The organism is Paenibacillus sp. FSL R5-0713 (assembly GCF_037973325.1).
GTDB lineage: Bacteria > Bacillota > Bacilli > Paenibacillales > Paenibacillaceae > Paenibacillus.
The window spans coordinates 900,153-922,791 of the sequence record NZ_CP150229.1 but is presented as its reverse complement, the minus strand read 5'-3'; the positions used below and the strand labels follow the sequence as shown (position 1 = coordinate 922,791).

Annotated in this window: 19 protein-coding genes; 6 read left to right on the top strand and 13 right to left on the bottom strand. The window is 45.9% G+C overall.

Annotation, left to right across the window (positions count from 1 at the left end):
- The first annotated feature begins 13 nt into the window (after positions 1-13).
- A complete protein-coding gene (locus MKZ12_RS04195) occupies positions 14-1,456 on the top strand; it encodes a CAP domain-containing protein (protein WP_339258901.1) in 1,443 nt (480 codons plus the stop codon).
- A 162-nt stretch (positions 1,457-1,618) separates the two neighbouring features.
- On the opposite strand, the gene MKZ12_RS04190 is transcribed toward MKZ12_RS04195, so the two are convergent.
- Together MKZ12_RS04190 and MKZ12_RS04185 are read right to left on the bottom strand one after the other, a co-directional pair.
- Positions 1,619-2,017, bottom strand: coding sequence for a DUF1801 domain-containing protein (locus MKZ12_RS04190; RefSeq protein ID WP_339258899.1), 399 nt, complete (start codon positions 2,015-2,017; stop codon positions 1,619-1,621).
- Between the two features lie 128 nt (positions 2,018-2,145).
- Positions 2,146-2,808, bottom strand: a complete 663-nt coding sequence (locus MKZ12_RS04185; protein WP_339258898.1) for a SprT family zinc-dependent metalloprotease — start codon at positions 2,806-2,808, stop codon at positions 2,146-2,148.
- A gap of 153 nt (positions 2,809-2,961) precedes the next feature.
- Between MKZ12_RS04185 and MKZ12_RS04180 the strand changes: the two genes are divergently transcribed.
- Positions 2,962-3,729 carry a GNAT family N-acetyltransferase gene (locus MKZ12_RS04180; protein ID WP_339258896.1) on the top strand — a complete coding sequence of 256 codons (768 nt, stop codon included), beginning with the start codon at positions 2,962-2,964 and terminating at the stop codon, positions 3,727-3,729.
- A gap of 64 nt (positions 3,730-3,793) precedes the next feature.
- On the opposite strand, the gene MKZ12_RS04175 is transcribed toward MKZ12_RS04180, so the two are convergent.
- The 4 genes from MKZ12_RS04175 to MKZ12_RS04160 all read right to left on the bottom strand — a co-directional run bounded on the left by MKZ12_RS04175 (position 3,794) and on the right by MKZ12_RS04160 (position 9,867).
- The gene (locus tag MKZ12_RS04175) at positions 3,794-6,172 is read right to left on the bottom strand and encodes an amylo-alpha-1,6-glucosidase (protein WP_339258894.1); all 2,379 of its coding nucleotides are present in this window, start codon (positions 6,170-6,172) and stop codon (positions 3,794-3,796) included.
- A 130-nt stretch (positions 6,173-6,302) separates the two neighbouring features.
- Positions 6,303-6,722 carry an ester cyclase gene (locus MKZ12_RS04170; RefSeq protein WP_339258893.1) on the bottom strand — a complete coding sequence of 140 codons (420 nt, stop codon included), beginning with the start codon at positions 6,720-6,722 and terminating at the stop codon, positions 6,303-6,305.
- A gap of 564 nt (positions 6,723-7,286) precedes the next feature.
- Positions 7,287-8,189: an SDR family oxidoreductase gene (locus MKZ12_RS04165; RefSeq protein WP_091038895.1), complete on the bottom strand. Its 903-nt coding sequence runs from the start codon at positions 8,187-8,189 to the stop codon at positions 7,287-7,289.
- Positions 8,190-8,487: 298 nt separating this feature from the next.
- Positions 8,488-9,867 (bottom strand): amino acid permease, encoded by a 1,380-nt coding sequence (locus tag MKZ12_RS04160; RefSeq protein ID WP_339239597.1) that lies wholly within the window; start codon positions 9,865-9,867, stop codon positions 8,488-8,490.
- Positions 9,868-10,206: 339 nt separating this feature from the next.
- Here MKZ12_RS04160 and MKZ12_RS04155 point away from each other — a divergent pair, with 339 nt between their 5' ends.
- From MKZ12_RS04155 to MKZ12_RS04145, 3 genes are all read left to right on the top strand, one after another.
- Positions 10,207-10,617, top strand: coding sequence for a DUF6713 family protein (locus MKZ12_RS04155; protein WP_339258891.1), 411 nt, complete (start codon positions 10,207-10,209; stop codon positions 10,615-10,617).
- A gap of 124 nt (positions 10,618-10,741) precedes the next feature.
- Positions 10,742-11,137, top strand: a complete 396-nt coding sequence (locus tag MKZ12_RS04150; protein WP_339258890.1) for a hypothetical protein — start codon at positions 10,742-10,744, stop codon at positions 11,135-11,137.
- A gap of 313 nt (positions 11,138-11,450) precedes the next feature.
- Positions 11,451-12,443, top strand: a complete 993-nt coding sequence (locus MKZ12_RS04145) for a DUF4003 family protein (protein ID WP_339258888.1) — start codon at positions 11,451-11,453, stop codon at positions 12,441-12,443.
- 111 nt (positions 12,444-12,554) lie between these two features.
- Here the strand turns inward: MKZ12_RS04145 and MKZ12_RS04140 are convergent, their stop codons facing one another.
- From MKZ12_RS04140 to MKZ12_RS04130, 3 genes are all read right to left on the bottom strand, one after another.
- Positions 12,555-13,550 carry a phosphotransferase gene (locus MKZ12_RS04140; RefSeq protein ID WP_339258886.1) on the bottom strand — a complete coding sequence of 332 codons (996 nt, stop codon included), beginning with the start codon at positions 13,548-13,550 and terminating at the stop codon, positions 12,555-12,557.
- Between the two features lie 171 nt (positions 13,551-13,721).
- A complete protein-coding gene (sulP, locus tag MKZ12_RS04135) occupies positions 13,722-15,497 on the bottom strand; it encodes a sulfate permease (RefSeq protein WP_339258884.1) in 1,776 nt (591 codons plus the stop codon).
- A 166-nt stretch (positions 15,498-15,663) separates the two neighbouring features.
- Positions 15,664-15,993: a metalloregulator ArsR/SmtB family transcription factor gene (locus MKZ12_RS04130; protein ID WP_091038881.1), complete on the bottom strand. Its 330-nt coding sequence runs from the start codon at positions 15,991-15,993 to the stop codon at positions 15,664-15,666.
- A 197-nt stretch (positions 15,994-16,190) separates the two neighbouring features.
- Here MKZ12_RS04130 and MKZ12_RS04125 point away from each other — a divergent pair, with 197 nt between their 5' ends.
- On the top strand, positions 16,191-17,135 hold the full coding sequence (locus MKZ12_RS04125; RefSeq protein ID WP_339258882.1) for an alpha/beta hydrolase: 945 nt from the start codon (positions 16,191-16,193) through the stop codon (positions 17,133-17,135).
- Between the two features lie 113 nt (positions 17,136-17,248).
- Here the strand turns inward: MKZ12_RS04125 and MKZ12_RS04120 are convergent, their stop codons facing one another.
- The 4 genes from MKZ12_RS04120 to MKZ12_RS04105 all read right to left on the bottom strand — a co-directional run bounded on the left by MKZ12_RS04120 (position 17,249) and on the right by MKZ12_RS04105 (position 22,525).
- Positions 17,249-18,829, bottom strand: coding sequence for a glycoside hydrolase family 43 protein (locus tag MKZ12_RS04120; RefSeq protein WP_339258880.1), 1,581 nt, complete (start codon positions 18,827-18,829; stop codon positions 17,249-17,251).
- Positions 18,826-19,725, bottom strand: a complete 900-nt coding sequence (locus MKZ12_RS04115; protein ID WP_339258878.1) for a carbohydrate ABC transporter permease — start codon at positions 19,723-19,725, stop codon at positions 18,826-18,828. The genes MKZ12_RS04120 and MKZ12_RS04115 overlap by 4 nt, the downstream gene beginning before the upstream one ends.
- A 15-nt stretch (positions 19,726-19,740) precedes the next feature.
- Entirely contained in the window at positions 19,741-20,715 is a 975-nt protein-coding gene (locus MKZ12_RS04110; RefSeq protein WP_249913521.1) for an ABC transporter permease subunit, read from the bottom strand.
- A 136-nt stretch (positions 20,716-20,851) separates the two neighbouring features.
- Positions 20,852-22,525, bottom strand: coding sequence for an extracellular solute-binding protein (locus MKZ12_RS04105; RefSeq protein ID WP_339258876.1), 1,674 nt, complete (start codon positions 22,523-22,525; stop codon positions 20,852-20,854).
- Positions 22,526-22,639: the final 114 nt, after the last annotated feature.

Genomic DNA, 22,639 nt, shown 5'->3' with positions numbered 1-22,639 from the left:
AGGAGATCAGAACATGTATATTCAAAAAAGGTACATCCGCTCGCTACTCTCTCTTCCTCTGGCAGGTCTGTTGTTTATGCTGCTCGGAACGCAGCCAATCGCTGCGGCCCCTGTCGACAGTCTGCTGCCTGAGCGAAGTGAACAAGAAATCAGTCAAAAATGGACGCAATGGATGAGTGGCAGGAACCAAACTGCTACATTCACTCAGAATCCCTCGACCAAGGCACCTTACGTCGCTGGTGTAGTAAGTGATTCCACATTAGAGCAAGCTTTAGGAGCAGCCAACTTCTATCGTTATCTCTCCGGTCTGGATGGGGATCTCGTTCTGGACGCTGCGCTTAATCGTCAAGCCCAACATGGAGCAGTTGTGGTCTCTACCGGAGAATTGACTCATTTCCCGGTCCGTCCTGCCGATATGCCAAAAGACTTTTTTGATCTGGGAGCCAAATCGGCTTCAAGTTCCAATCTATATGCTGCCTATGGCGTTCAAGGAAATCTTGCAGTCAAAAGTGTCGAAGCGTATATGGATGATTCGGATGCCAGTAACATTGCTGCACTTGGTCATCGCCGCTGGATTTTGAGTCCGCAAATGAAGAAAGTCGGCTTCGGGATCGCATCCCGGGACAACAAAAATTATGCGAGCCAATTCAGTACCATGCAAGTGATGGATACAAGCCGTTCAGGAAAACTAAATTACAATTACAACTTGTATCCAAGCAAAGGGGCATTCCCGATTGAAGCATTCCATGTGTCACAAGCCTGGTCTGCACAGCTGAATCCAGACGTCTTTGCGAAGCCTTCCAACTCCGAGGTACAAGTGGAGATCGTGCGTTCATCCGATCAGAAAACGTGGACACTGGGAGCAAAAACGCCGGTTAGCAGTGATCCTGCAAAGGCCTTTTTCAATGTAAATACAGATGGTTACGGATATAACTACGCTGTCATTTTCCGTCCGGATAACTTGAAATCCCTGAAGGCAGGCGATACGTTCAACGTTCGCATTACCGGTTTGAAAAAGAAAAACGGGTCCAAAGCAGAAATTTCATATCAGACTCGTTTCTTCTCGGTCAGCAATCCTTCACAAGAGCCTGGTACTAATCCACAGAATCCTGGGACAGAACCTGGAACAGAGCCACAAGAACCGGATACCGGGAACGAGGATTACCTGGATAATCATCTGATGCAATTCGTATATACAGCGGATCGTACGCTGAAAGTACGCGGAACCCTCACCGCTTATGCAGGCAAAACATTCTCTTTCCAGATCCACGGTCCTTCACCTGACGAAAAGCATATTCGTACTGAAACGGTGAAGCTGGATGCTAACGGTCGGTTTAGTCTAACCGTTCCCAATCTGGGCGTATCCGATTTGACCATCTATTTGCAAGTGGACCCAAGCTTTATGTACTTGATTCCTACGGCAAGTAATTCAGACGTCACGTATTACTTCGAATAGAACTGGAGCAAGAGTACTGGAATAACTAAAGTAAAATGAAGTAGTGATCGGATTAAAAAATCCGACAACAAAAACAGTCGGAATGCATAGGCATCCGACTGTTTTTTGGTTTATGATATGAACTTTAGTATGGTATGAACTTTGGTATGATACGAGCTTGGGTTACTTTGATGCTTCCTTTTTGCGTTTCTTTTCCAGCGCGATCTCCACATTTTCTTTCACCCGAAACTCCACAATCCGGCGGATCAGATCCTCGGGCAATGGCTGATCCAGCGGAAACTGGACAGATCCCTTGGCCCCTTTATACTTGGAGAGTTCCTCCTTGAAAGCCTGAATTCCACTGGGAGCAGGGTAGAAGCCAATATGATGCTGGTATGCGGCAAAATGAACCAAATTCCCATGCTGTGCATACGTAGGCATCTTGTAACTGATCTTCTCTTCGGCGTTCGGAGCTGCTTCACGAATTATCTGTCTTAACGCCTGTAATCTCACCTGTACATCGGGTGCAAACTCGGAGATATATTCATCTACCAGCACCGAATAATCGTTACTCTCAGCCATCTTGGACTCCTTCCACCACGGATACAGCATGGTCTCGTGGTACGGGCATATTTGCTTATATTGTACTTTAAATGAAGGAGCGGAACAGCTATTTTCATGCAATTTGAACTGTAGGATTAAGCCTGAATTCACAACGTCATGGCCCGTCCATTGCGCATCAGATAATCTTCTTTTGTTTTGTAATCCGGCATGATGCTGCCGATCCGTCGCCAGAAAGAGCGATCATGATTCATGTGGTGAATATGGCAAAGTTCATGGATGATGACATAATCGATCACTTCCAGTGTCGCCATCGCCAGGCGGTAATTGAACGTCAGCTTTTTGTCCCAACTGCAACTGCCCCATTTGGTGGGGGAATCTACGATCTCTATCGACTTTGGCTTCACCTTCAACTCCTGCTGATAACGTCCAATGCGCTCCCCAATCATGCGTTTACACTCGGCAAAATAAAACTTCTTCAGATTCGCTCGCAGCTCTTCTTCTGTAAGTCCCTCTACAGGAATTAATTCATGTAATGCGTGTTCCTTGCCAAAAAGCAAAAACTTCCCTTTGCCTTCGTCTTCGTATTCCTTGGCTTGAGGACCATCGAGCGCCCGCTGCATCAGAGCGGACTTCTTCAAAATCACATCTCCATGCTGCTCCACAAGTTGCCGGATCATGTCTTCACTGGTACCATTGGGTGCTTTGATCGTTACCATATAAGGCAAGTCCATCGTGATGGAAACTTTCTTGCGTTTGCCGTATTCGATGTGACAGTTAATGTTATGGCCTTGCATCTCTATCGTTAACATAATGCGCTCCGCTTCTAAAGTTATTCATTCAACCAAATCAAATTGTATACCATCTCCGATCATAATGCATACTGTTCGGCGATAGATGTATTTATGTTGTATTTTTATACATAATTATGTATTATTATTAAATTATAAAATCGGAGGTTGAATATGACGCATACAACGGATACAGAACACAAAACCATTGAAGAGATATCTCTTAACCACTGGCAGCCCTTGTCTACCTTACTATATGACGGCTGGGTACTGCGTTTTGCCAAAGGGTATACCAAACGTGCCAATTCCATTCAACCCATATACTACTCCACACTGGATGTGCATGAAAAAATTGAGGAATGTGAGCGTATCTATGCTTCCAATCAGTTAAGTACGATTTTCAAAATCACGCCGTTTATTCAGCCGGATCATCTCGACCAGCTTTTGCAGGACAAAGGGTATGCTGTTGTGGATCTGACTCGTATCCAGACTCGGCGTCTAGATGATATCAAAGAACCTGTGCACCAAGCTGTACAGATTGACGAAAAGTTGACCATAGCGTGGCTGGATCACTTTTGCCGACTGAACAAGGTGAATAATCTGCAACGGGAAACGACAGAACTTATGTTGAACAATATTCGCACAAAGGCAGGTTTCATCTCGCTGTTACTTGACGGGCAAGTCGTCGCTTGTGGATTTGGTGTAATCGAACGCGGCTATGTTGGGTTGTATGATATCATTACAGATGCTAACTTTCGGAATCAGGGACTTGCTGAACAGATGATCCTTCACCTCCTCCATTGGGCAAAAGAGAATGGCGCCACGTCCAGTTATCTGCAAGTTGTTGCAAATAATGCACCTGCGGTAAAGCTCTACGCCAAGCTTGGTTATTCGGAAGTATATAGCTACTGGTACAGAGTCAAAGAATGGAACAAGTCCTGATCAAGCTGACAGCAAAAACTGCCCTCCTCCTATTTAGAGGAAAGGCAGTTCTCCGTACTCTTTTCTAAAAAGGCAGCTTCACCAGCACCTCATAATTCACGCCAGCTTGGATATTCTTGATGATGTCACCTTCTATACGTTCACCGTCAACATACACTTCAATCGTCTGGACTGTTGCATCCTTCTTCATGTTCACGTTCAGCTCAGCCCCGCGGAACAACCGCGTAACTGATGCCTCGTTCCAATCGGCAGGAAGTTGCGGACGAACCTGAAGCCCTTGTGCGTGACCTTGCAGGCCGAACAATCCATCGATCAGGCAACGATACACCCAAGGCACGGTGCCGGTGTTGAACAAATGACTGGAGCGCCCGGCTGTACGTGGGAATTGACGATAAGCTCCGCGATAATAATTTGGGATAAATACAGGCAGTTGACCCCGTTGGAGAATATCCTCGGCATCGGGCCCCGGAATCATTTTACGCAGCAAACGATACGCTTTCTCCTTCTCTCCTACCAGATACAATGCATAAATATAGAAAGCTGCCGCGTGGTTGTACACTGCACCATTCTCTGCACTTCCCGGATGTTTCTGCGTGACACGGCCTACATCTTCCCGCATCGCTGTGAAAGACGGCGCGAGCTTCTCGACACCATATGGCGTCTCCAATTGCTCCTCTACCGAGCGGATTAACTTCTCCTGTTTCTCCTGATCGGCAGCACCGCTCATGAGTGCCCAGCTCTGAGGATTGATATAGATGCGTCCTTCCACGTCCTTGCTCACACCGAACACTACATTATCATCCGTAATGCCTCGGGCATACCAGTCCCCATCCCACAGGTACTCATTCGCAGTCGCATTCGTCTGATTGGCATCCTGACGGAATTCCGCTGCAACCTCTGCATGCCCTGCCTGTTCAGCAATTTCTGCCCACACATTAAAAGCATATGCCGTTGCAATGGTCAGCCAGCCGGATACGCCTTTGCCTTTGTATCCCACCATGTTCATCGGATCACACCAGTCACCCTGATTGATATAGTTCAACCCACGCGCATCCCGCTCATGGATCAACCAGCGCATCGCAAGATTCATATGTTCCAGTACGGAAAGCTTCTGCTGACTGTCTGTAAAAGCAACCTGTTCCTCCAGAATGCTATAGTCATTGGTTTCATCCAGATAAGTCTTCAAACAGACCGGAAGCCAGATACAGTGATCGGTATGAGGAATCTGGTTAATATATTTCAATTCTGCGTCGGGGTGCAAAATAATGCCGTCCGGCATGGCGCCGCTAATATGCTGTTGTGACAATGCAGTCAAGAATGCCGCCCTTGCAACCTGCGGCTGAATGTAACTCATCCCCATATTATCCTGCAGATAATTCCGGGTCTGTGGATCGGTCGAGAGACGATTTGTTTTCCCGTGATAATACATCTGACGAGGCAGCCAGTGATTCACGACATTATCCAGCCAGCCATCCGATGTCTGGATCTGAATGTTTCCCTGCCCTTCCGCAATATAATCCGCATACTCCTGTTCGGCAGCCGCAAAACCATCCTGTCCTTCCTCATTCTGCTTCACAAAATAATGCTGACGGATGCCCTCAATCTCTGCCTCATCATGAGCCGGGCCAAAGATAAATCGGTAGGCTTGCTCAGCACCAGCTTCCAGATCTACTCTGTATTGCAATACGGCCACAGGTGTCTCATATCGCGCATCTCCACCAGCGAGTGTCTCTGACTGAAGTCCAGAAGGATGATGAAGTCCCCCTTCACCTTCAAAGCTCTCTTGATTCACTTCCCAGGCGGTCGGTTGGTGATCTGCAAGCAGATAGGTTTTGTCACTGTAGGTTTTGATTTTGCTATAATCCTGATATTTCTGGTACGGCGTAACCGCCGAGCAGACAATGCCCTGTAACTCTTCCACATAGGAACCGGACTGGTTCATCCATGACATATAACCGACCGTATAATACGGGTAGATACTCAGCTTGCGTTTTCTCGAAGACAGATTGGTTACCTTTACACGCCACAGCTCCATGACATCTTCCTTCGGCAGACGCAGGGACATCTCGATGCAAATGTCGTCCTGAATCACTTTCCAATGAATATCATGTTTGCCTACAGCGAACGTATAGCTATCCGCCTGCTTGCGAACCGGTTCATACGGGGCCGAGAAGATTTCGCCACTTACTTCATCTTTAATGTAAACAAACCGTCCCGGATGGTGGGCATAGTATGGCTGCTCCGGTTGCATAAACGTCTTCGCTTCCAGGTTGGGCGCGTACGAATATTTGGCAGGTTCGGGCTGCATAAATTGGGCCACAGCATATCCTCGGCAATTCACATGAATCATCATCTTTTCATTCCAAAGGAATCCGGATGCCTTCGGTAAACTTGTCGGGCTTGTTAGTTCAACATACTGATTATCTTCCGTTGCTTTAATCATCTCTGATCCTCGCTTTCAGATTATGGAGTTAAAAAACAGAAAACGTTTTAGGTAACTTGTATACAACTTGGTTCATTATAACACGGGAACGCTTACAGAGAATGAAAAACTAAAAAAAGAGCTGATACACTCAGCTCCGATTCCGTTCCAATTGTTTTTCGATGCCCAACCTGTCAATCTGAATCCAATATTCTGCAATGCGTTCGTTTGCCACCCGGTATACCGCACTTGCAATTTCGATCACTGGCAAGTTCGTTGGTGTATATCCGTCCACGTCTCCTACATGGTTACCGATTTGTTTCCAGCGCACATAGACTTTATCCCCTTGTGTCAGCAACTCCTGGATCTCAAGTGAGAAATCCCCGTAAGCTTCGATCATCTCTCGCACATGATCCGCATAATCGGAAGGCGTTCGGGTCACCGTGACCTCTTCTTCGGATATCACTTGATGGGCCAGTACCTGTTCCGCCATTACAGTGCTTGCATAATCCGGATTCCGGCCTGACCGGACCTCTTCAAAAAAGGATCTGACAATCTGCTCTGTTGTCATCTGAACCACTCCAGTCTATTCAAAATATCTGATTATATATAAATATGTAGTAATTCTTGTATTTTAACATGGAACACACGCTACGGAATCACATCTGTTCTATTGTTCAACAGGACCCGAAACCAGATCAGAAGTAACTTTATTATTGCACAAAAATCCCCCATCCATGTGCGTACCTGATCTGTATAAAGTTATTGAAAATCCATGGCCATAAATCTTCGTGCATAATGGATGTTAATGCCCCATAAGATGTGTACGTGCTAATGACAGGGTCACCTAGTTTAAATACATTCTTGGCCATTACAGAATTTCTCCTTCGATTCCTAGGCATAGTGTATTCTTCTGAACAGATTCATTGTATAAGCAACGCACTCTTAAATCTGGGAGCTAAGAACATGTACTTGAATATATTACCATGTACCCTTCCCGTTATAAATAAGAACGCTTTCATATATAAAAATATTTATTTCTCTAATCTTAACGAAAAAAAGAGGATACCGCCCCCACTATGGAGATGGTATCCTCTGATACTATAATGATACTATGATCGGATTATCTAAAACCTTACGGACTAACCGTACCACCATTTGCATTCAATGTTTCGCCGCTCACATAGCTGGATTCCTGGCTTGCCAGGAACACAAATGCCGGAGCCATCTCGGCAGGTTGTCCTGCACGACCAAGCGGTGTATTGGAACCAAACTCGGCCAGCTTCTCGACGGGTTGTCCACCTACAACTTGCAGCGGTGTCCATACCGGACCTGGTGCAACAACATTGACACGAATTCCTTTGCTGCCCACCTGTTGGGCCAATGCTTTGCTAAACGTGTTAATAGCTGCCTTCGTTGTCGCATAATCCAGCAGGATTGGCGAAGGCTTGTACGCTTGAATCGACGATGTGTTGATAATGGAGCTGCCCGGCTTCATGTGTTTCACAGCTGCTTTACAGAGCCAGAACATGGAATAGACATTTGTCTTGAACGTTGCATCAAACTGCTCGGTGGTCAGATCCGCGATCTGCTCTACAAACTGCTGTTTCCCTGCCACGTTAGCTAGGATATCAATCCCGCCAAGCTCTTTGACCGCAGATTCAATGAGTTCCTCACAGTATTTCTCATCCTTCAGATCACCTGGCATCGTAATTGCTTTGCGGCCAGCCTCCTCAATCAGCTTCACGACTTCCTGTGCATCTGCTTCCTCTTCCGGAAGATATGCCAGAACAACATCTGCACCTTCACGGGCAAACGCAATCGCAGCTGCCCGGCCAATTCCGCTATCAGCTCCAGTCACAACCGCTTTGCGGCCTGTTAAACGTCCGCTGCCTTTATAACTTTTTTCACCCGCATCAGGAACAGGAGTCATCTCACGCTGAAGTCCCGGCTCATCCTGTTGCTGTTTCCACTCCGGTGTAGCCTTCGGATATTGTGTCGTTGGATCTTGCATGGTGTGCTGGTCTTGATTAGCCATGTTCAATTCCTCCTTGGATATTTATAGTGATCACTACAATCACAGAAGTTGTTTTCATAAAAGTTTCACTCTTTTCTTTGTAACCGAGATTGGCCAAATTTAAACTGGACCTGCCCCATTTTCGTTGGCAACTGTCTGGCTTAGAATCTACGGAGATTAGAGAATGTTATATCAAACATGTATTTCCAGATAAAAAAAAAGCACTCCCTGAATGATGCTGAATCACCCGCAGGTTCTCCAGTCATTTCAAGGAATGCACGTATGATATTACGATATAAGTTGATTACTGAATATTAGATTAGCGACCTTTGCCGCCATCTATGCGTTGTCTTTTTCCGATGCCAAATGCGAAATATCCAGCCACCACGATAGCCATGAACGTAGCTCCAACTATCAGAGGCAAGCGCGTATCCGGGTTAAACGCCATACCGATGATAACGAGGATCAGATACACGATGATAATGTAATTGCTGATCGGGAACCATTTGGACTTAAAGTTATGATCCGCCATCTCGTTGCCCCAGCGCTTTCTGAATCGGAACTGACTGAACGCCAGCGCGAACCATGGAACCATGCCTGGAAGAACACTTGCGCTATAGATGTACAGGAATAGCTTGGAGTCTGGCATCAGATAGTTCAGTACAACTCCGATTAACAACAAGGAGATCGTAATGACGATACTGTTGCGGGGAACCCCACCTTTGGACAGTTTTTTGAAAAAGGCAGGTGCCTGCCCATTCTCAGCCAACGTGTACAGCATCCGTCCCGCACTGTAGATTCCGCTGTTGCATCCCGACATGGCCGCCGTGAGCACCACAAAATTGATAATTCCCGCTGCAGCAACAATGCCGACCTTGGCAAAGGTGAGCACAAACGGACTGCCTGTCTCCCCTACCTCGTTCCACGGGTACAAGGTCACGATGACAAATATGGCACCGACGTAGAAAATAAGAATACGCCACACGATATTTTTGATCGCTTTACGCAAGGTGTGTTTCGGATTCTCCGCTTCGCCTGCTGTAATACCGACCATCTCCACCCCCTGATAAGCAGCCGTGACGATACACAGCGCGAAGAGGAAACCTTTGATGCCTCCAGGGAAGAAGCCACCATGGCTGAACAGATTCGACAGCCCGATTGGCTGCCCCCCATTCCCCCATCCGAAGAAGATCAACCCCGTTCCGATCACGATCATGGCTACAATAGCCGTTACTTTGATCATCGCAAACCAGAATTCAAATTCCCCATAGAACTTCACAGCCGCCAGATTTGCCGCCGCAATGATGAGCACCCCGGCAAGTGCCGGCAGCCACTGTGGAATATCCGGGAACCAATACCCGACATAGATGCCAATTGCCGTAACTTCCGCCATTCCAACTGTAACCCACAGGAACCAATAACTCCAGGCGGTGAGGAATCCGGCAAGCGGACTAATATATTTGTGAGCAAATGTCGCAAACGAGCCCGTGACTGGCTCCTGAATCAGCATTTCCCCCATAATACGCATGACAAAAAAGATAATGATACCGGCCAGCAAATAGGCCAGCAGCACGGATGGACCTGCCCATTTGATCGTACTCGCCGATCCCATGAACAAGCCTACGCCGATTGTACCTCCGAGTGCAATCAGCTCAACATGGCGGGGCTTTAGCCCTCTAGATAGTTGCTTTGATTCCAAGCGATTCTCCCCTTTTCTTGTGTACAGCTTCTTGATGTAATTTTTTAATTTTCACATTCACATTAACGCAATGCAGAATTGCTTCATCAAATTGTACGAGATGTGCCACAGAAATACAACAAGGAATGTGAGGAAACGGATTCACTACACATATAGGTATAGGATAACCGCTTAATGAATATGGCAGACAGCACAATTAACAATTCACAGCAGCGTTGTGTAAGCAAATAGGAATGTTGCTGGAACCCCTATGGACAGCTCACGTATTGTATCTTTGGGTCTTATGCGACTTGTCGTTATTGATCTGCTTGTATAAAATTGATAAATAGGAGGCTTCACATGCCTGACTTCTTACTGGTCTTATTTTTGTTTAACCTTTCCCTATTCCTGCTTCATGAAATGGATGCGATCAGGCGGTCCGAGTGGAAATTGTTTATTGTATTAAAAGATATGAAAGATGATAAAGCCTACAGGTATTTCACTTGGATTCATTTACCTATGTACATGATCATTCTGTCTCTACTTTTTAGCTCGTACCAAACCATTACATTTTGGGTCCTGGATATCTTCTTCATCATACATACCGTACTGCACTTCTTTTTCGAAAAGCACCCTCGCAATGAATTTAAAAATGGGTTTTCCAGATTGTTGATCTACCCTATGGGAATAATATCATTAATTCATTTGATATTCCTAATCATCCAATCTGATCCACTATTTACATCTGTATTTTATTGGTATATAGTATAGCCGTTAGGAATGTTAGCGCTAACAAATTTTCAATAAGGAGGGGCTCCAATCCGTTTCGAAAAGGTTTTTGGTTTACATCGAGTTAAACTATAAAAACACTTTATTCTGAGAGGATGGGCATTCTATGAAAAAACGCATTAGTACAGTTTTTGCACTTATTCTAAGTATCTCCCTTCTGTTTAGCCTGACCGCTTCCGCTAATCCCGCCATTGTAAGTTATGGAGGCACCTATTACAATGCGCTCTCGGCCGGGCAAGGATACGCCTACATTCTCCCTAACGCCAAAACTACCGGTACCAGCGTGAAAATTACGACTAATGCAGCTAATACCCTCCAATTACATTATTACTGGAGCTACAATAATACGACACTCGATCTGGGTACAGCTATCGTAAACAACAATACTTACTTCGGCGGTTCAGCCTACTACAATCCAGGGACACTGATCACTGTAGTAGAACGTGTTCCAGGTTCGACGACGGCATATCCCAATGTAGCCTATACGATTTCTTTTAATTAAATCAAATATTTATCACCGTTTAAAATCAAACCTACGACCGCTGATTGCGGTCTTTTTATATTCCTACACTTAATCGCTCCCAAGCAAGGTATCAAAGAAATACGGCTCAGAGGCTCAGCAGTGGAAAGTTTTCAGGGCATGGGCGTTTGAAACGATCATGATGTAGCGCAAAGGTAATCTAATCATGAAATCGAGCTATGGAAAATAATAATGAATAAAGTTGCTGTATATATTCGGAACTGAAAACCGTTCTTTTTGAACTTGCATTTATATAGTAAACTGTTGAAAATGTCTACATTCGGGAGGTCTACTTATGCAACAACCTCATGCAGAACGAGTTGAATTATTCGTTTCCAACACTCAGATCATCAAGAAGTCGTTCAAATGGCAACATGGGATGATTCACCGTCTGGCCGCCCTGCTCTATGCAGCGGAGAATAAAGTTGCTGATGCAGAAGCCATACGCCAAAGCCAAGAGTTGATTAAACAAAACACAAAACTCTTCTCTGCCTTCAGAGGTAATTCTGCCATTAGCATTGCTACCATGCTCTCCCTTACAACGGATGAGAACACAAAGCTGGCAGATACCCTGCATGTCTATGATCTGATGAAAGAGATCAAATTCCGCAACTCGGATTATCTCGTTATTGCCGCCTATCAGATTGCAACTCAGGTGTCACCCGATCAGTTTCAAGCTACGGTGGAGCGAGCAAAATCATTTTATGACGGCATGAAAGCAGAGCATCGCTTCCTTACTGGGCAGGATGACTACATTTTCGCTGCCATGTTAGCCCTTTCCGATCTCGACGTGCATACTGGTGTGGCACGAATGGAACAACTCTACGGGGAATTGAAACCAGAGTTCTCTTCCAGAAACAGTGTGCAGGCGTTAACACAGGTACTCGTTCTTGGAGAGGATACCCCGGATGCAGGGACTCGTGTGATTGCCTTAAATGAAGCTTTTCGTAAAAGGGATCTCCGAATGGATAAAACGTACACATTACCTTCTCTCGGGTTACTTTCTCTACTGCCCTCGGACAGAGACGCATTAGTGGATGAAGTCGCGGAGACAAATGAATGGTTACGGACTCAAAAAGGTTTCGGTGCCTGGTCGATCGATAAACAGGAGCTGCTTCTGTTCTCATCCGCGTTGATAGCCATTCAATATGTGGAGAATCTGCGAAACGGTATGCTAACGACAGCGATCTCAACCAGCATCACGAATATTATCATCGCTCAACAAGCAGCCATGGCCGCAGCTGCCGCAGCATCGGCTGCTGCCGCTTCTTCATCATCTTCCAACTAACAAGGACCAGGTTGCCTTGAATATGAGTTAAAAAAGACCCTCCCGAGTTCAAGTTCACTCGGAAGGGTCTTAAAGCATTCATGCATACATCTTAAATAATATTCATCTTCGCTATGATACAATCCCCGTATCTCGGAACTCTTCCAGAAAATCATTCAGCCAATCCTCGCCATAATCCAGAGCTCCCATATCACTTTCGATAAAAGCAACATCCAGACCCATCACCCAGAACCTTCGAGCGATAATAAAGAGATCAACCGCCTGTTCATCTGCATCCGTAAACTTCCGAACCGACCGGTATCCTTTCATCAACGCATCCCATAGTCTTTGTTTCTGCCCTGAATCACCCGACTGCCGTTTCCGAATTTTCACTTGGGCCAGATCGTAAGCACGCCAGCTTTTGGCTGCCCATTCGAAGTCATAATGAATAAACGAATACTCCTGTTGAAATGCATTGTTATTCCCATGCATATCACCATGGCACAGACCAAAGTCCAGGTCTTGGCTGGAAGTGGCAAAGATGCGTTCTTTTAATGCTGTTGCAAACGTATGGAGAAATGCTGCTGCTTCATGGTTCTCACCGATATACCGGATGATTCTTTCTAAGGGTTCGTCGATAAGAAATTTCAAATCAAGCTCATATCGCGGCAGCTCCACGTTCACCTGATCCATAGCCTTATGCAATTCAGCGGCAGATTGACCAAAGGCGTAACAAGACTCCTCATCCTCCAAGTTGTTCTCCGTGCCCTCAATATAACGAAACATTACAGCAACCCGTTTGCCTTCTGCCGCCTCTAGTACCGTATATCCAGTGTCATCTCTCTTCTGAATATATTCTCCAATATCGGTATGTTCCGCAGAACCTAGAACGTTCTTGAGTTGAGACAATAACGAAAGCTCATACTGAACATCTTCCTCCGTGATTTCAGTGCGGTAGATCCGGAGAATATACATGCCACTGGACGTGCGAACCCGGTAGGTATCATTCAATCCTCTAAGCCAAAACAAACATTCTTCCCATGTTCCAATGTCATATTGATTGCTCAATGCAGACTCCAGATACCTGGGGTTAAGCACTGAACGTAAAGCAGTCGGTTGAATGGACATATGTATACTCCTTCAGTTTATATGATTATTTCTCATCTGATGAACGATGTAACCGTATTCACCTATCAACCTATAACATAGTCTATTTTTCGTTAATTTTCCAGAATATATATTTAAAACGGGTTGGTGCATCAACGTTGGATTTCCAAAATTCCTTCTCTCTTGAGTGGATTAGACAGAACTGCTTGCATTGACCCGCTTCCCAGATTTCAGCAGGCTATTACGCTCTGGATCGGTTCCAGCGCTCGACAATACAGCACATTCACGAAAGGCAAAATGTTTGCACCCCTTACACTTCTCCTCGTTCAAATGCTGTAACGCATAATTAATGGCTTCCCCAGTATGTTCAAACCGATGTGCAGGATTTAAACGCTCTAACAGACCCGTTCGTTTCAACATCTCAAGTGGCTGCTCCTGTATGCCCGATAACAATACAATCCCGCCCGACCGTTCAAAATGCTTGATTAAACTCGCCAGGTTAGCCTCGCCTGTTGTATCCATAAAGGGTACCTTACCCATGCGCAACAGCAAAATGCCCGGTCGACGATGAATGGAATCCATGACCGACTTTTCGAACATATCTGCCGCACCAAAAAATAAAGGTCCTTCAATCGTATATAAGCTGATCTGCGGACAGTCATGTCCTTCCCGAACCATGTGGGCCATGACTTTCTCATGTTTATGCTCGGGATCGGGCAGTACTTTGGCAACCTTCAACATCTCACTCATCCGCTTAACGAATAAAACAACAGCCAGAATCAACCCCACCTCTACAGCTGTCGTTAAACTTGTAAATACAGTAAGCAAAAAGGTAATGAGCAGAACGAGTGAATCGCTCGTTTTGGTTCTCATGACATGCATGAAGGATCTCCGTTCACTCATATTCCAAGCCACCAGCATCAGAACGGGAGCCATACTGGCAAGAGGAATGTGGGATGCATATGGCGCAAAGAGAACAAGTACCAGCAAAACCACTACACCGTGAATCACACCTGACCATGGCGATACTGCGCCGGATTTGATATTTGTTGCCGTACGTGCAATCGCTCCTGTTGCAGGAATGCCCCCGAATAGCGGCGTCACCATATTAGCAATCCCCTGCCCAATCAACTCCCGATTGCTGTTATGTCGACTTCCGGTCATGCCATCGGCAACCACAGCTGACAGCAACGACTCAATGCCACCCAGCATGGCAATGACAAAAGCGGGTTGCAGCAAGTTCATGATACGTTCCCAAGTGATCTCCGGCACATGAAACTGAGGCAAGGCGTTAGGTATGGCGCCAAAGGAGGAACCGATCGTAGCCACCTGCCCTTCAAAAAAGAACGCTGCGACTATCGTCGAAAGAATCAGCCCCACCAGTGATGCAGGAACCTTTGGTGCAAACTTGGGCAAAAGCAGAAGAACAGCCAGACAGATTCCAGCTGTAAGCACACTGTATATATTAACTGTCGAGATATGCATCCCCATTTCTTTCATATTGGACCAGAAGTCCTCATGCTTCTCGATGCCGCGAAGTCCCAGGAAGTTCGTAATCTGTCCGCTAAAAATAATAACGGCGATTCCTGCCGTGAAACCGATTGTCACCGGCCTGGGAATGAACTTGATTAATGCCCCAAGCTTGAATACGCCCATAAGAACAAGCATCAAACCAGCCATCATTCCCGCGATCAACAGATTCTCATATCCATACTGCATCACAATGGCGAATAGAATCGGAATGAATGCACCCGTTGGCCCGCCAATCTGGAACTTGGACCCACCCAGCAAGGAAATGAGAATCCCTGCGATTATTGTGGTATACAATCCATACTCCGGTTTGACCCCGGAAGCGATGGCAAAGGCCATACCGAGTGGAATTGCAATAATACCTACAATCAGTCCCGATAACAGATCCTTGCGAAAAGCGGCAGCATTGTAACCTGCATATCTCCCCATCCATCTCATGTACAAAAACCTTCTTTTCTTCATATATTTAAATATTTGAATATAAACAAAAGACTACTCCCCCGCACACATCCTGTCAATCGGATTGCACACCATTTCCGGCAGGAGACTAACACAAAAAACAAGAACCTCCGGTGATGACACCCAGTTGCTCTTGTTTGTTGTGTCAGGACTCTTTACGAATGTCTTCCAACATGGAAATGGCATCAACCAGATGATTGTCAAAAATCTGTTTGGTGACTGCCAGCAAGTCCTTAATCAGCGGATCACGCAGCGAATAGGTGACCGTTGTGCCTTCTTTGATTCCCTGAACAACATTTTTGCTGCGCAGTACAGCCAGTTGTTGTGAAACAGCAGAGCCTTCCGATCCCAGAATGCTTTGCAGTTCATTCACGTTCTTGGCTCCTTCACTCAGCAGCTCCAGAATCTGAATCCGCATCGGGTGTGCCAACGCTTTGAAAAAATCCGCTTTAAACTGTTGTATGCTTTGATTCATACGCTATGCCCCTTCAATCGAACTTTTGAAGATGCAAATATCATAACATAGAACGGATACCATGCTTTACTCTAACCATAAACGGTTCGATGGAAAAATTAAGATTGACCTTGCAGTACACTTCAACCTTTATACTTTATTTATATTCTTCTTCACAGATCTTATATCTGAACTCCATCAGGAAGGGTGATTCCTCAATGAATATGTATATCCATAATCATAAACGCTCGTTGACGAGTTTTCTATTCGAGAAATATATCGCAACGTTAGATACCAAAAAGAATTTTTCAACACGCGAGCTTACTCGCAAACATCTGGATCATATGGGCTTGGAAAACATTAAACCCTATACCTTGGCTAAAACAAAATGGTCATCTTCCATCAAAGAACGCTCCCATGAAGACATGCAGGTATTCACATTAAACGATCAGCATTCCCGTGAACAGAGGGTCATTCTCTACATTCATGGCGGGGCGCATACACACCAGCCGCTGTCTTTACACTGGAAATTCATGGACCGCATGGCTCAGGCTCTTAATGCCAAGGTGGTTGCTCCCATCTATCCAAAGGTTCCTCATTTTAACTATCAGCACACGTATCCGAAACTGCTCAATCTATATCGGGATTTGCTCGCCTCTGTGGACGACCCGGCACAACTCACCATTATTGGTGATTCCGCAGGAGGCAACATATCCCTAGCCTTGGCCCATTATCTGAAAATGCATGATCTCTCGCAGCCCAAAGATATCATCTTGTTATCACCTTGTGTGGATATGGTGCTGGACAATCCGGTCATATTTGAATACGAGACCCGTGACCCGATGCTCGCTGTGGAAGGATATGATGTCATCCGGCGAATCTGGGCAGCTGATAAACCTCTAAATGACCCGTTAATCAGTCCAATCTACGGAGATTTCGCCGGCCTTGGTAGAATCAGCATCTTTATCGGAACTCACGAAGGTTTGTTTCCTGATAATATGAAGCTCGACAAGCTGCTGACGGATCAGAAAATCGATCACCAAACGTACGTTTATCCCAAAATGAATCATGTCTTCGTCCTCTATCCGATTCCGGAAGCCAGGGATGCTCAGCGTAAAATTGTTAACATCATAAAAAACTCAGCACATGAAGCTGGACAATAAACTGTAACGCGGCCCCACTCCCCACAGTTTTCGCTTAAACAAAAAGAAAAAAAGCTCAATCCCTGGACTACCGCCACCGGATTGAGCTTACTTGCTGTTATTCTGTCATCTAACTAACTTTCATAGGAACCATATTCAAACCAGTCAAAATCCGCTACCTGATCCGATGAAGTCCCGTTGCTGCTGCTAAACATTCCGATACAGCAGCCAACAAAGCCGCCGGCCACTTCAGTGCTCAGGCTGCTTGTATCCACCTGTTCCGCAACCAGATGATACTGACTTCCATCCGTGCTGTAGTAGAAGTTTAGTTGCTGACCTATTGCGGCCAGTTTGATATACACCCGCGATACTTCATCATCCAGCGCGACCTGCGCAATGTGGGTATCCTGACCATCTATACAGGTCACCACACGCAGCATCTGCTGTTTCTCAACCAGTGCACGCTCAATACGTACATGATACTGATCGTTCTGAATGACGACAACACCAGCCGTCTCATTTGCATTACCGGGCACAAATTCCATTGCTGTAGCTGCCACGTAATCCATATGCCTTTGCCGCAGGCAGACAAAGCTGGAATTCTCTTTTTCCTTCAATGTTTGCGGTTTCAGCTTCAATCGCAGATATCCTTTTCGCTCGGTTAATGAATACAGGTCTTCCTGAGGATTGCGCAAAAACATCCATTGCAAGCCCAGACGATCACTGTCAAAATGGTCAAAACGCAGTTGGGGCTCTACCGGAACAGGTTTTAAATCCAGCGTACCCTGCTCCTCTAGAATTCCGCGCCCTTCATTGACAACTGGCCATCCGTCCTCCCAAATGACCGAAGCAAGGAACGTCTCCCGCCCCAGATTGCTGAAGCTCCCACCGTAAGGACGCGAAGCAAGCATAACCATGAACCATTGACCGTTCGCAGCCTGCACCAAGTCGGCATGTCCCACATTAACAATAGGGTATCGTTTGCCCAAATGGCGATGTGTAATGATTGGATTATTGGGATTTCCAACGTACCCTTCGGTTAAGCTTTGGCTACGCGCAATGGTCACGGCATGGTTGGGTCCTGTGCCGCCCTCTGCAATCAATAAATAGTAATATTCGTCGATCTTATACAGATGCGGTCCTTCAGGCCAAATAACATCAACCATTGCCCCACGCCAGAGCACGTAACTGTCCCCCACCAGTTTCATGGTGGTCAGATCAAGCTCCCTCAGCCAAACTTCCCAGTTTCCGTTATAACGAACTCCCTCAGAGCAAGGACGTGTACCCAGGTAATATGCTTTGCCGTCATCGAAGAAAATCGTAGGGTCTATTCCTTCTGCGCCTTCGATAAAATAAGGATCAGACCATGGCCCAGCCGGATCGGTAGCGGTTACAACAAAATTGCCGCCATGTGATACGTTGGTTGTAATCATATAGAAGGTCCCTTCATGATACCGAAGCGTTGGAGCGAATATTCCTTGTGAATGCCCTGCCCCCTGAAGATTCAATTGTGAAGAGCGATCCAGTACATTGCCAATCTGTTTCCAATGTGCAAGATCACGGCTCTGAAAGATCGGAACCCCAGGAAAATAGGCAAAAGTCGAGGTCACCAAATAAAAATCTTCACCCACCCGACAAACGGACGGATCTGGATAAAACCCAGGCATAATCGGATTGTTAAACGTGCATTGTTCGTTTTGATTTGCATTTTTCATTCTTTTACCCCTCCAATGGTGAGTCCAGTGACAAAGTATTTTTGCAAGAACGGATACAGTAAAACGATCGGCATGGCCGTCACAACCGTGATTGCTGCACGAATGGATACAGGAGTCACCATGTTGGTCACATTTTTGTATGAATCCACGTTGACGGTTCCACCCTGTGAGGTCGCAGAGGATAATAATTTCATAAGCTCATACTGCAAAGTGGTCAAATTCCGATTACCCGCCGTGTACAACATGGAGTCAAACCAGGAGTTCCACTGACCTACAGCAATGAACAGAGCAACTGTAGCCAACACCGGCTTGGACAGCGGAAGCACGATGCGCATGAAAATCCGAAAATCTCCAGCTCCATCCATCTTCGCTGATTCTATCAATCCCTCCGAGAGTCCCTGAATGTAGGTACGAATGACAATCATGTTGAACACCCCGATCAAGCCGGGAATAATGTATACCCAGAAGCTGTTCAGCAGCCCCACTTGTTTGATCAGCATGTATCCCGGAATTAAACCGCCGCTGAAATACATCGTTACTACGAACAGCGTCGTGACCAATTTGTTAAACATATACTCCTTGCGGCTCAGCACATAGGCCAACATCGCGGTACAGAACAGTTGCACAATCGTTCCAACCACGGTTCGGGCAACCGAAATAAATGCAGCTTGTGTCAGATTCGGATTCTGGAATACGGAGACATAATTTTGCAGCGTCCATTCCCTCGGCCAGAGATAGATTCCTCCGCGGATCGTATCCAGCCCGTTATTGAAAGATACGGCAATGGTGTTTAAAAAAGGATATAACGTAACAACCATGACAAGCAACATAAATATGCCATTCGTGATGGAAAAAATTGAATCACCCAAGCTTCGTCTTCTACGAAATCGCTTCACAGTTCTGCCCCCTTATCATATCAACCGCTCTTCACCAAGAGACTTGGCAATCCCGTTGGCGATAAATATGAGCACGAGACTGACCACACTTTTGAAAATGCCTGCGGCGGTGGCAAGTGAGTAGTTGCCGAGATTAATTCCGTATTTCAAAACAAAAATATCGATTGTCTCGGACACATCCTGCACAAGTCCGTTCCCCAGCAAGTATTGAATCTCAAAGCCTGCGTTCAGTACGTTACCCACGTTGATGATAAGCAGGATAATGATCGTTGGTTTGATGCTTGGAAGTGTGACATTGAACATTTTGCGAAAGCGGCCGGCTCCGTCAATGGAAGCTGCTTCGTATAAGCTCGGATTAATCGACGCCATAGCCGCCAGATAGATGATCGTACCCCAGCCAATTTCCTTCCACATGCTGGACAGACCCACAATCCCCCAGAAGTATTTGGGTTCCGCAAAAAAGTTGATCGGTGCATCAATCAGACCCAATTTTGTCAGCAGTACATTCACAATTCCGGTTTCCGTTGACAATACATTCGCAACGATCCCTGTTACGATGATCCACGACAGGAAATGCGGAAGGTAAGAGACCGTCTGTACCACGCGTTTGAACAATACCATCCGCAGCTCATTCAATAAGAGCGCCAGACCAATTGAACCGACAAATCCCAGAAACAGACTGATCAGGCTCATCGCCAGCGTATTGCGAATGACACGTAAAAATGTAGGGTCCGTGAATAACGTTCGAAAATGATCCAGCCCCACCCAATCCTGCTCCATAAAACCAATGCCCGGTCTATAATTCTGAAAAGCCATCAACCAGCCCCATAATGGCCCATACGCAAAAATAGCGATAAACGCAATAAACGGAAATGACATCCACATTAATTGTCGCTGACTTTTCATTCTGGACAGGTTGTACCCGATCCAGCTTGTTCCCGCTGGGATATGGCTGGTCTTTAACGAAGGCTGCAGCTCCTTTTTGGCCATGTTTTTCTCTCCTTGCTGACGAGTTTATCTATATCACCCAGTCTGGATGAATCGATTCCTTTCCTATCCAATCTCCCGAATCTGGCGTGTAAGAAAGGCTACGGAGTTCCCCATAGCCTTCCGGTGTGACAGGCCTTTATCCCCACAGTTCCATACGTCTGCGAACTTCTTCCGTCAGCGCATCTTCATACGCTTTAATATCTGCACTCTCCTTGAGCGTGGCTTGATACTCTTCCCAAGCCTTATCAAATTCGGCTGGTGAAGTCATAATCACCTTTGGCAGCCATTTGCGTTTAACATCGTCCATCTTCTGTCTGGCAATGGTCTCCGGTTTATTCGGTTCGAAATTATAGGTATAGATCGGGAACCACGGTTCATTTTCCTCCGCAGGCTCCAGGAAGTCGGTAAACTTCGTATATCCATAAGCCTTGAGCACTTTTTTATCGATGTCATTCAATGTGGCAAGGTACTCCTCCGGCTGCTCCTTAGGGTCAAGAGCATTCTTCCCATCAGCAGTCATGCCTTCATGATGCGGGAAATAGACCAATGGGCTTCCCGTATTCGCAAGCACCCAGTCCGGATCTTTGGAATTCGCACGTTGCTCTTCATTTCTGGAGAACACGCCTTTGTCATCCACCTGATAATCCACGCCTTCCTGTCCCCAGGTTCTCAATACCTCTATCTCAGGGTCCAGCAAATCATTAATATATTGAAGTGCCCCTTCAATATCCTCGCAGCTCTTAGTAATGGCCAAGCCACCATTTACGTTAAGGATTGGATTGTTCTGATAACGTCCTTTGACATCCTCGGAGAGTGTGATGGACAACGGTACATAGGTTTTGTCATACAATTTTTGCTTCACGAGTGATGCTTCGGCGTCAAGGAACTGCCATCCTTGATCCACCATGCCCAGCACACGTCCGGTTGAAATTTTGGAGATATATTGATCATAGTTTGCTGTAAAGGTTTCGTTATCGACCAAGCCTTGATGGTATACCTCATTGATCTTCTTGAAATAGGCCTTCGCTTCGGGAATAGTATTATAGTTTTTGGCCGTCAGCGTTTCTTTATCAACGATGGCTGCGCCTTCGTTAGGATAACCAGCCATGAAAAGCGGAGGGTTCTCCAGTGCGAAATAACGCCAGTCATAAGAGATAATCTCGAATCCAATGGTTGGCTGACCATCAACGGTCGGATGCGCTGCTTTGTACCGTTCAATCAAGTCAAAGTATTGGTCAAGTGTTTTGATTGTCGGATAATTATCCCATTCTAGTACGGCCTTCTGAATCCAGAACGCTTCTCCATCATGGGTTACTTTCATCGACTTTTCTTGTATATTGCCGAACTGAGGAATGAAGTAGATATGTCCATCCGTCGTATTTTTCATCTTCTTCCAGTCTTCACCCAGGTAATTTTTGATGTTTGGATATTTATCGATGTAATCCTCAAGTGGTACTAACGCCCCTGCTGCTACCAGTTGCTGAGTACCGTCACTCCCATCGATAAAGTCGGGATATTCGCCGCCTGCAATGAGCACACCAATTCGTTCTTTGGCTGTTTGGCCCGTAAGCCAGTCCATCGTAACTCTGACGCCTGTTTTCTCCTCAATGGCTTTTAATACCCGATTATCGTCAGGCGCAATTTTCCCCGGTACGGCAAAAAAGGCTGAAAACTGTTTTAATTCCCTTCCATCTGCTGTTGTTTCCCCTTTCGAGGACGATCCCGGTGTACATCCAGCGAGTGCAATGACCAGTATCAAAGCTAGCAGAGCACTATACTTGATTCTTTTTCTAACATCCTTTTTCATCATGACCCCTCCATCGATTATATTGACAGAAGCTTTTTGGAAAGCGCTTTCCAAAGGCTGACTTAAAATTATCATGCTTCCATGCCCCTCTCAACGGGATAAACTATAGACGGAATC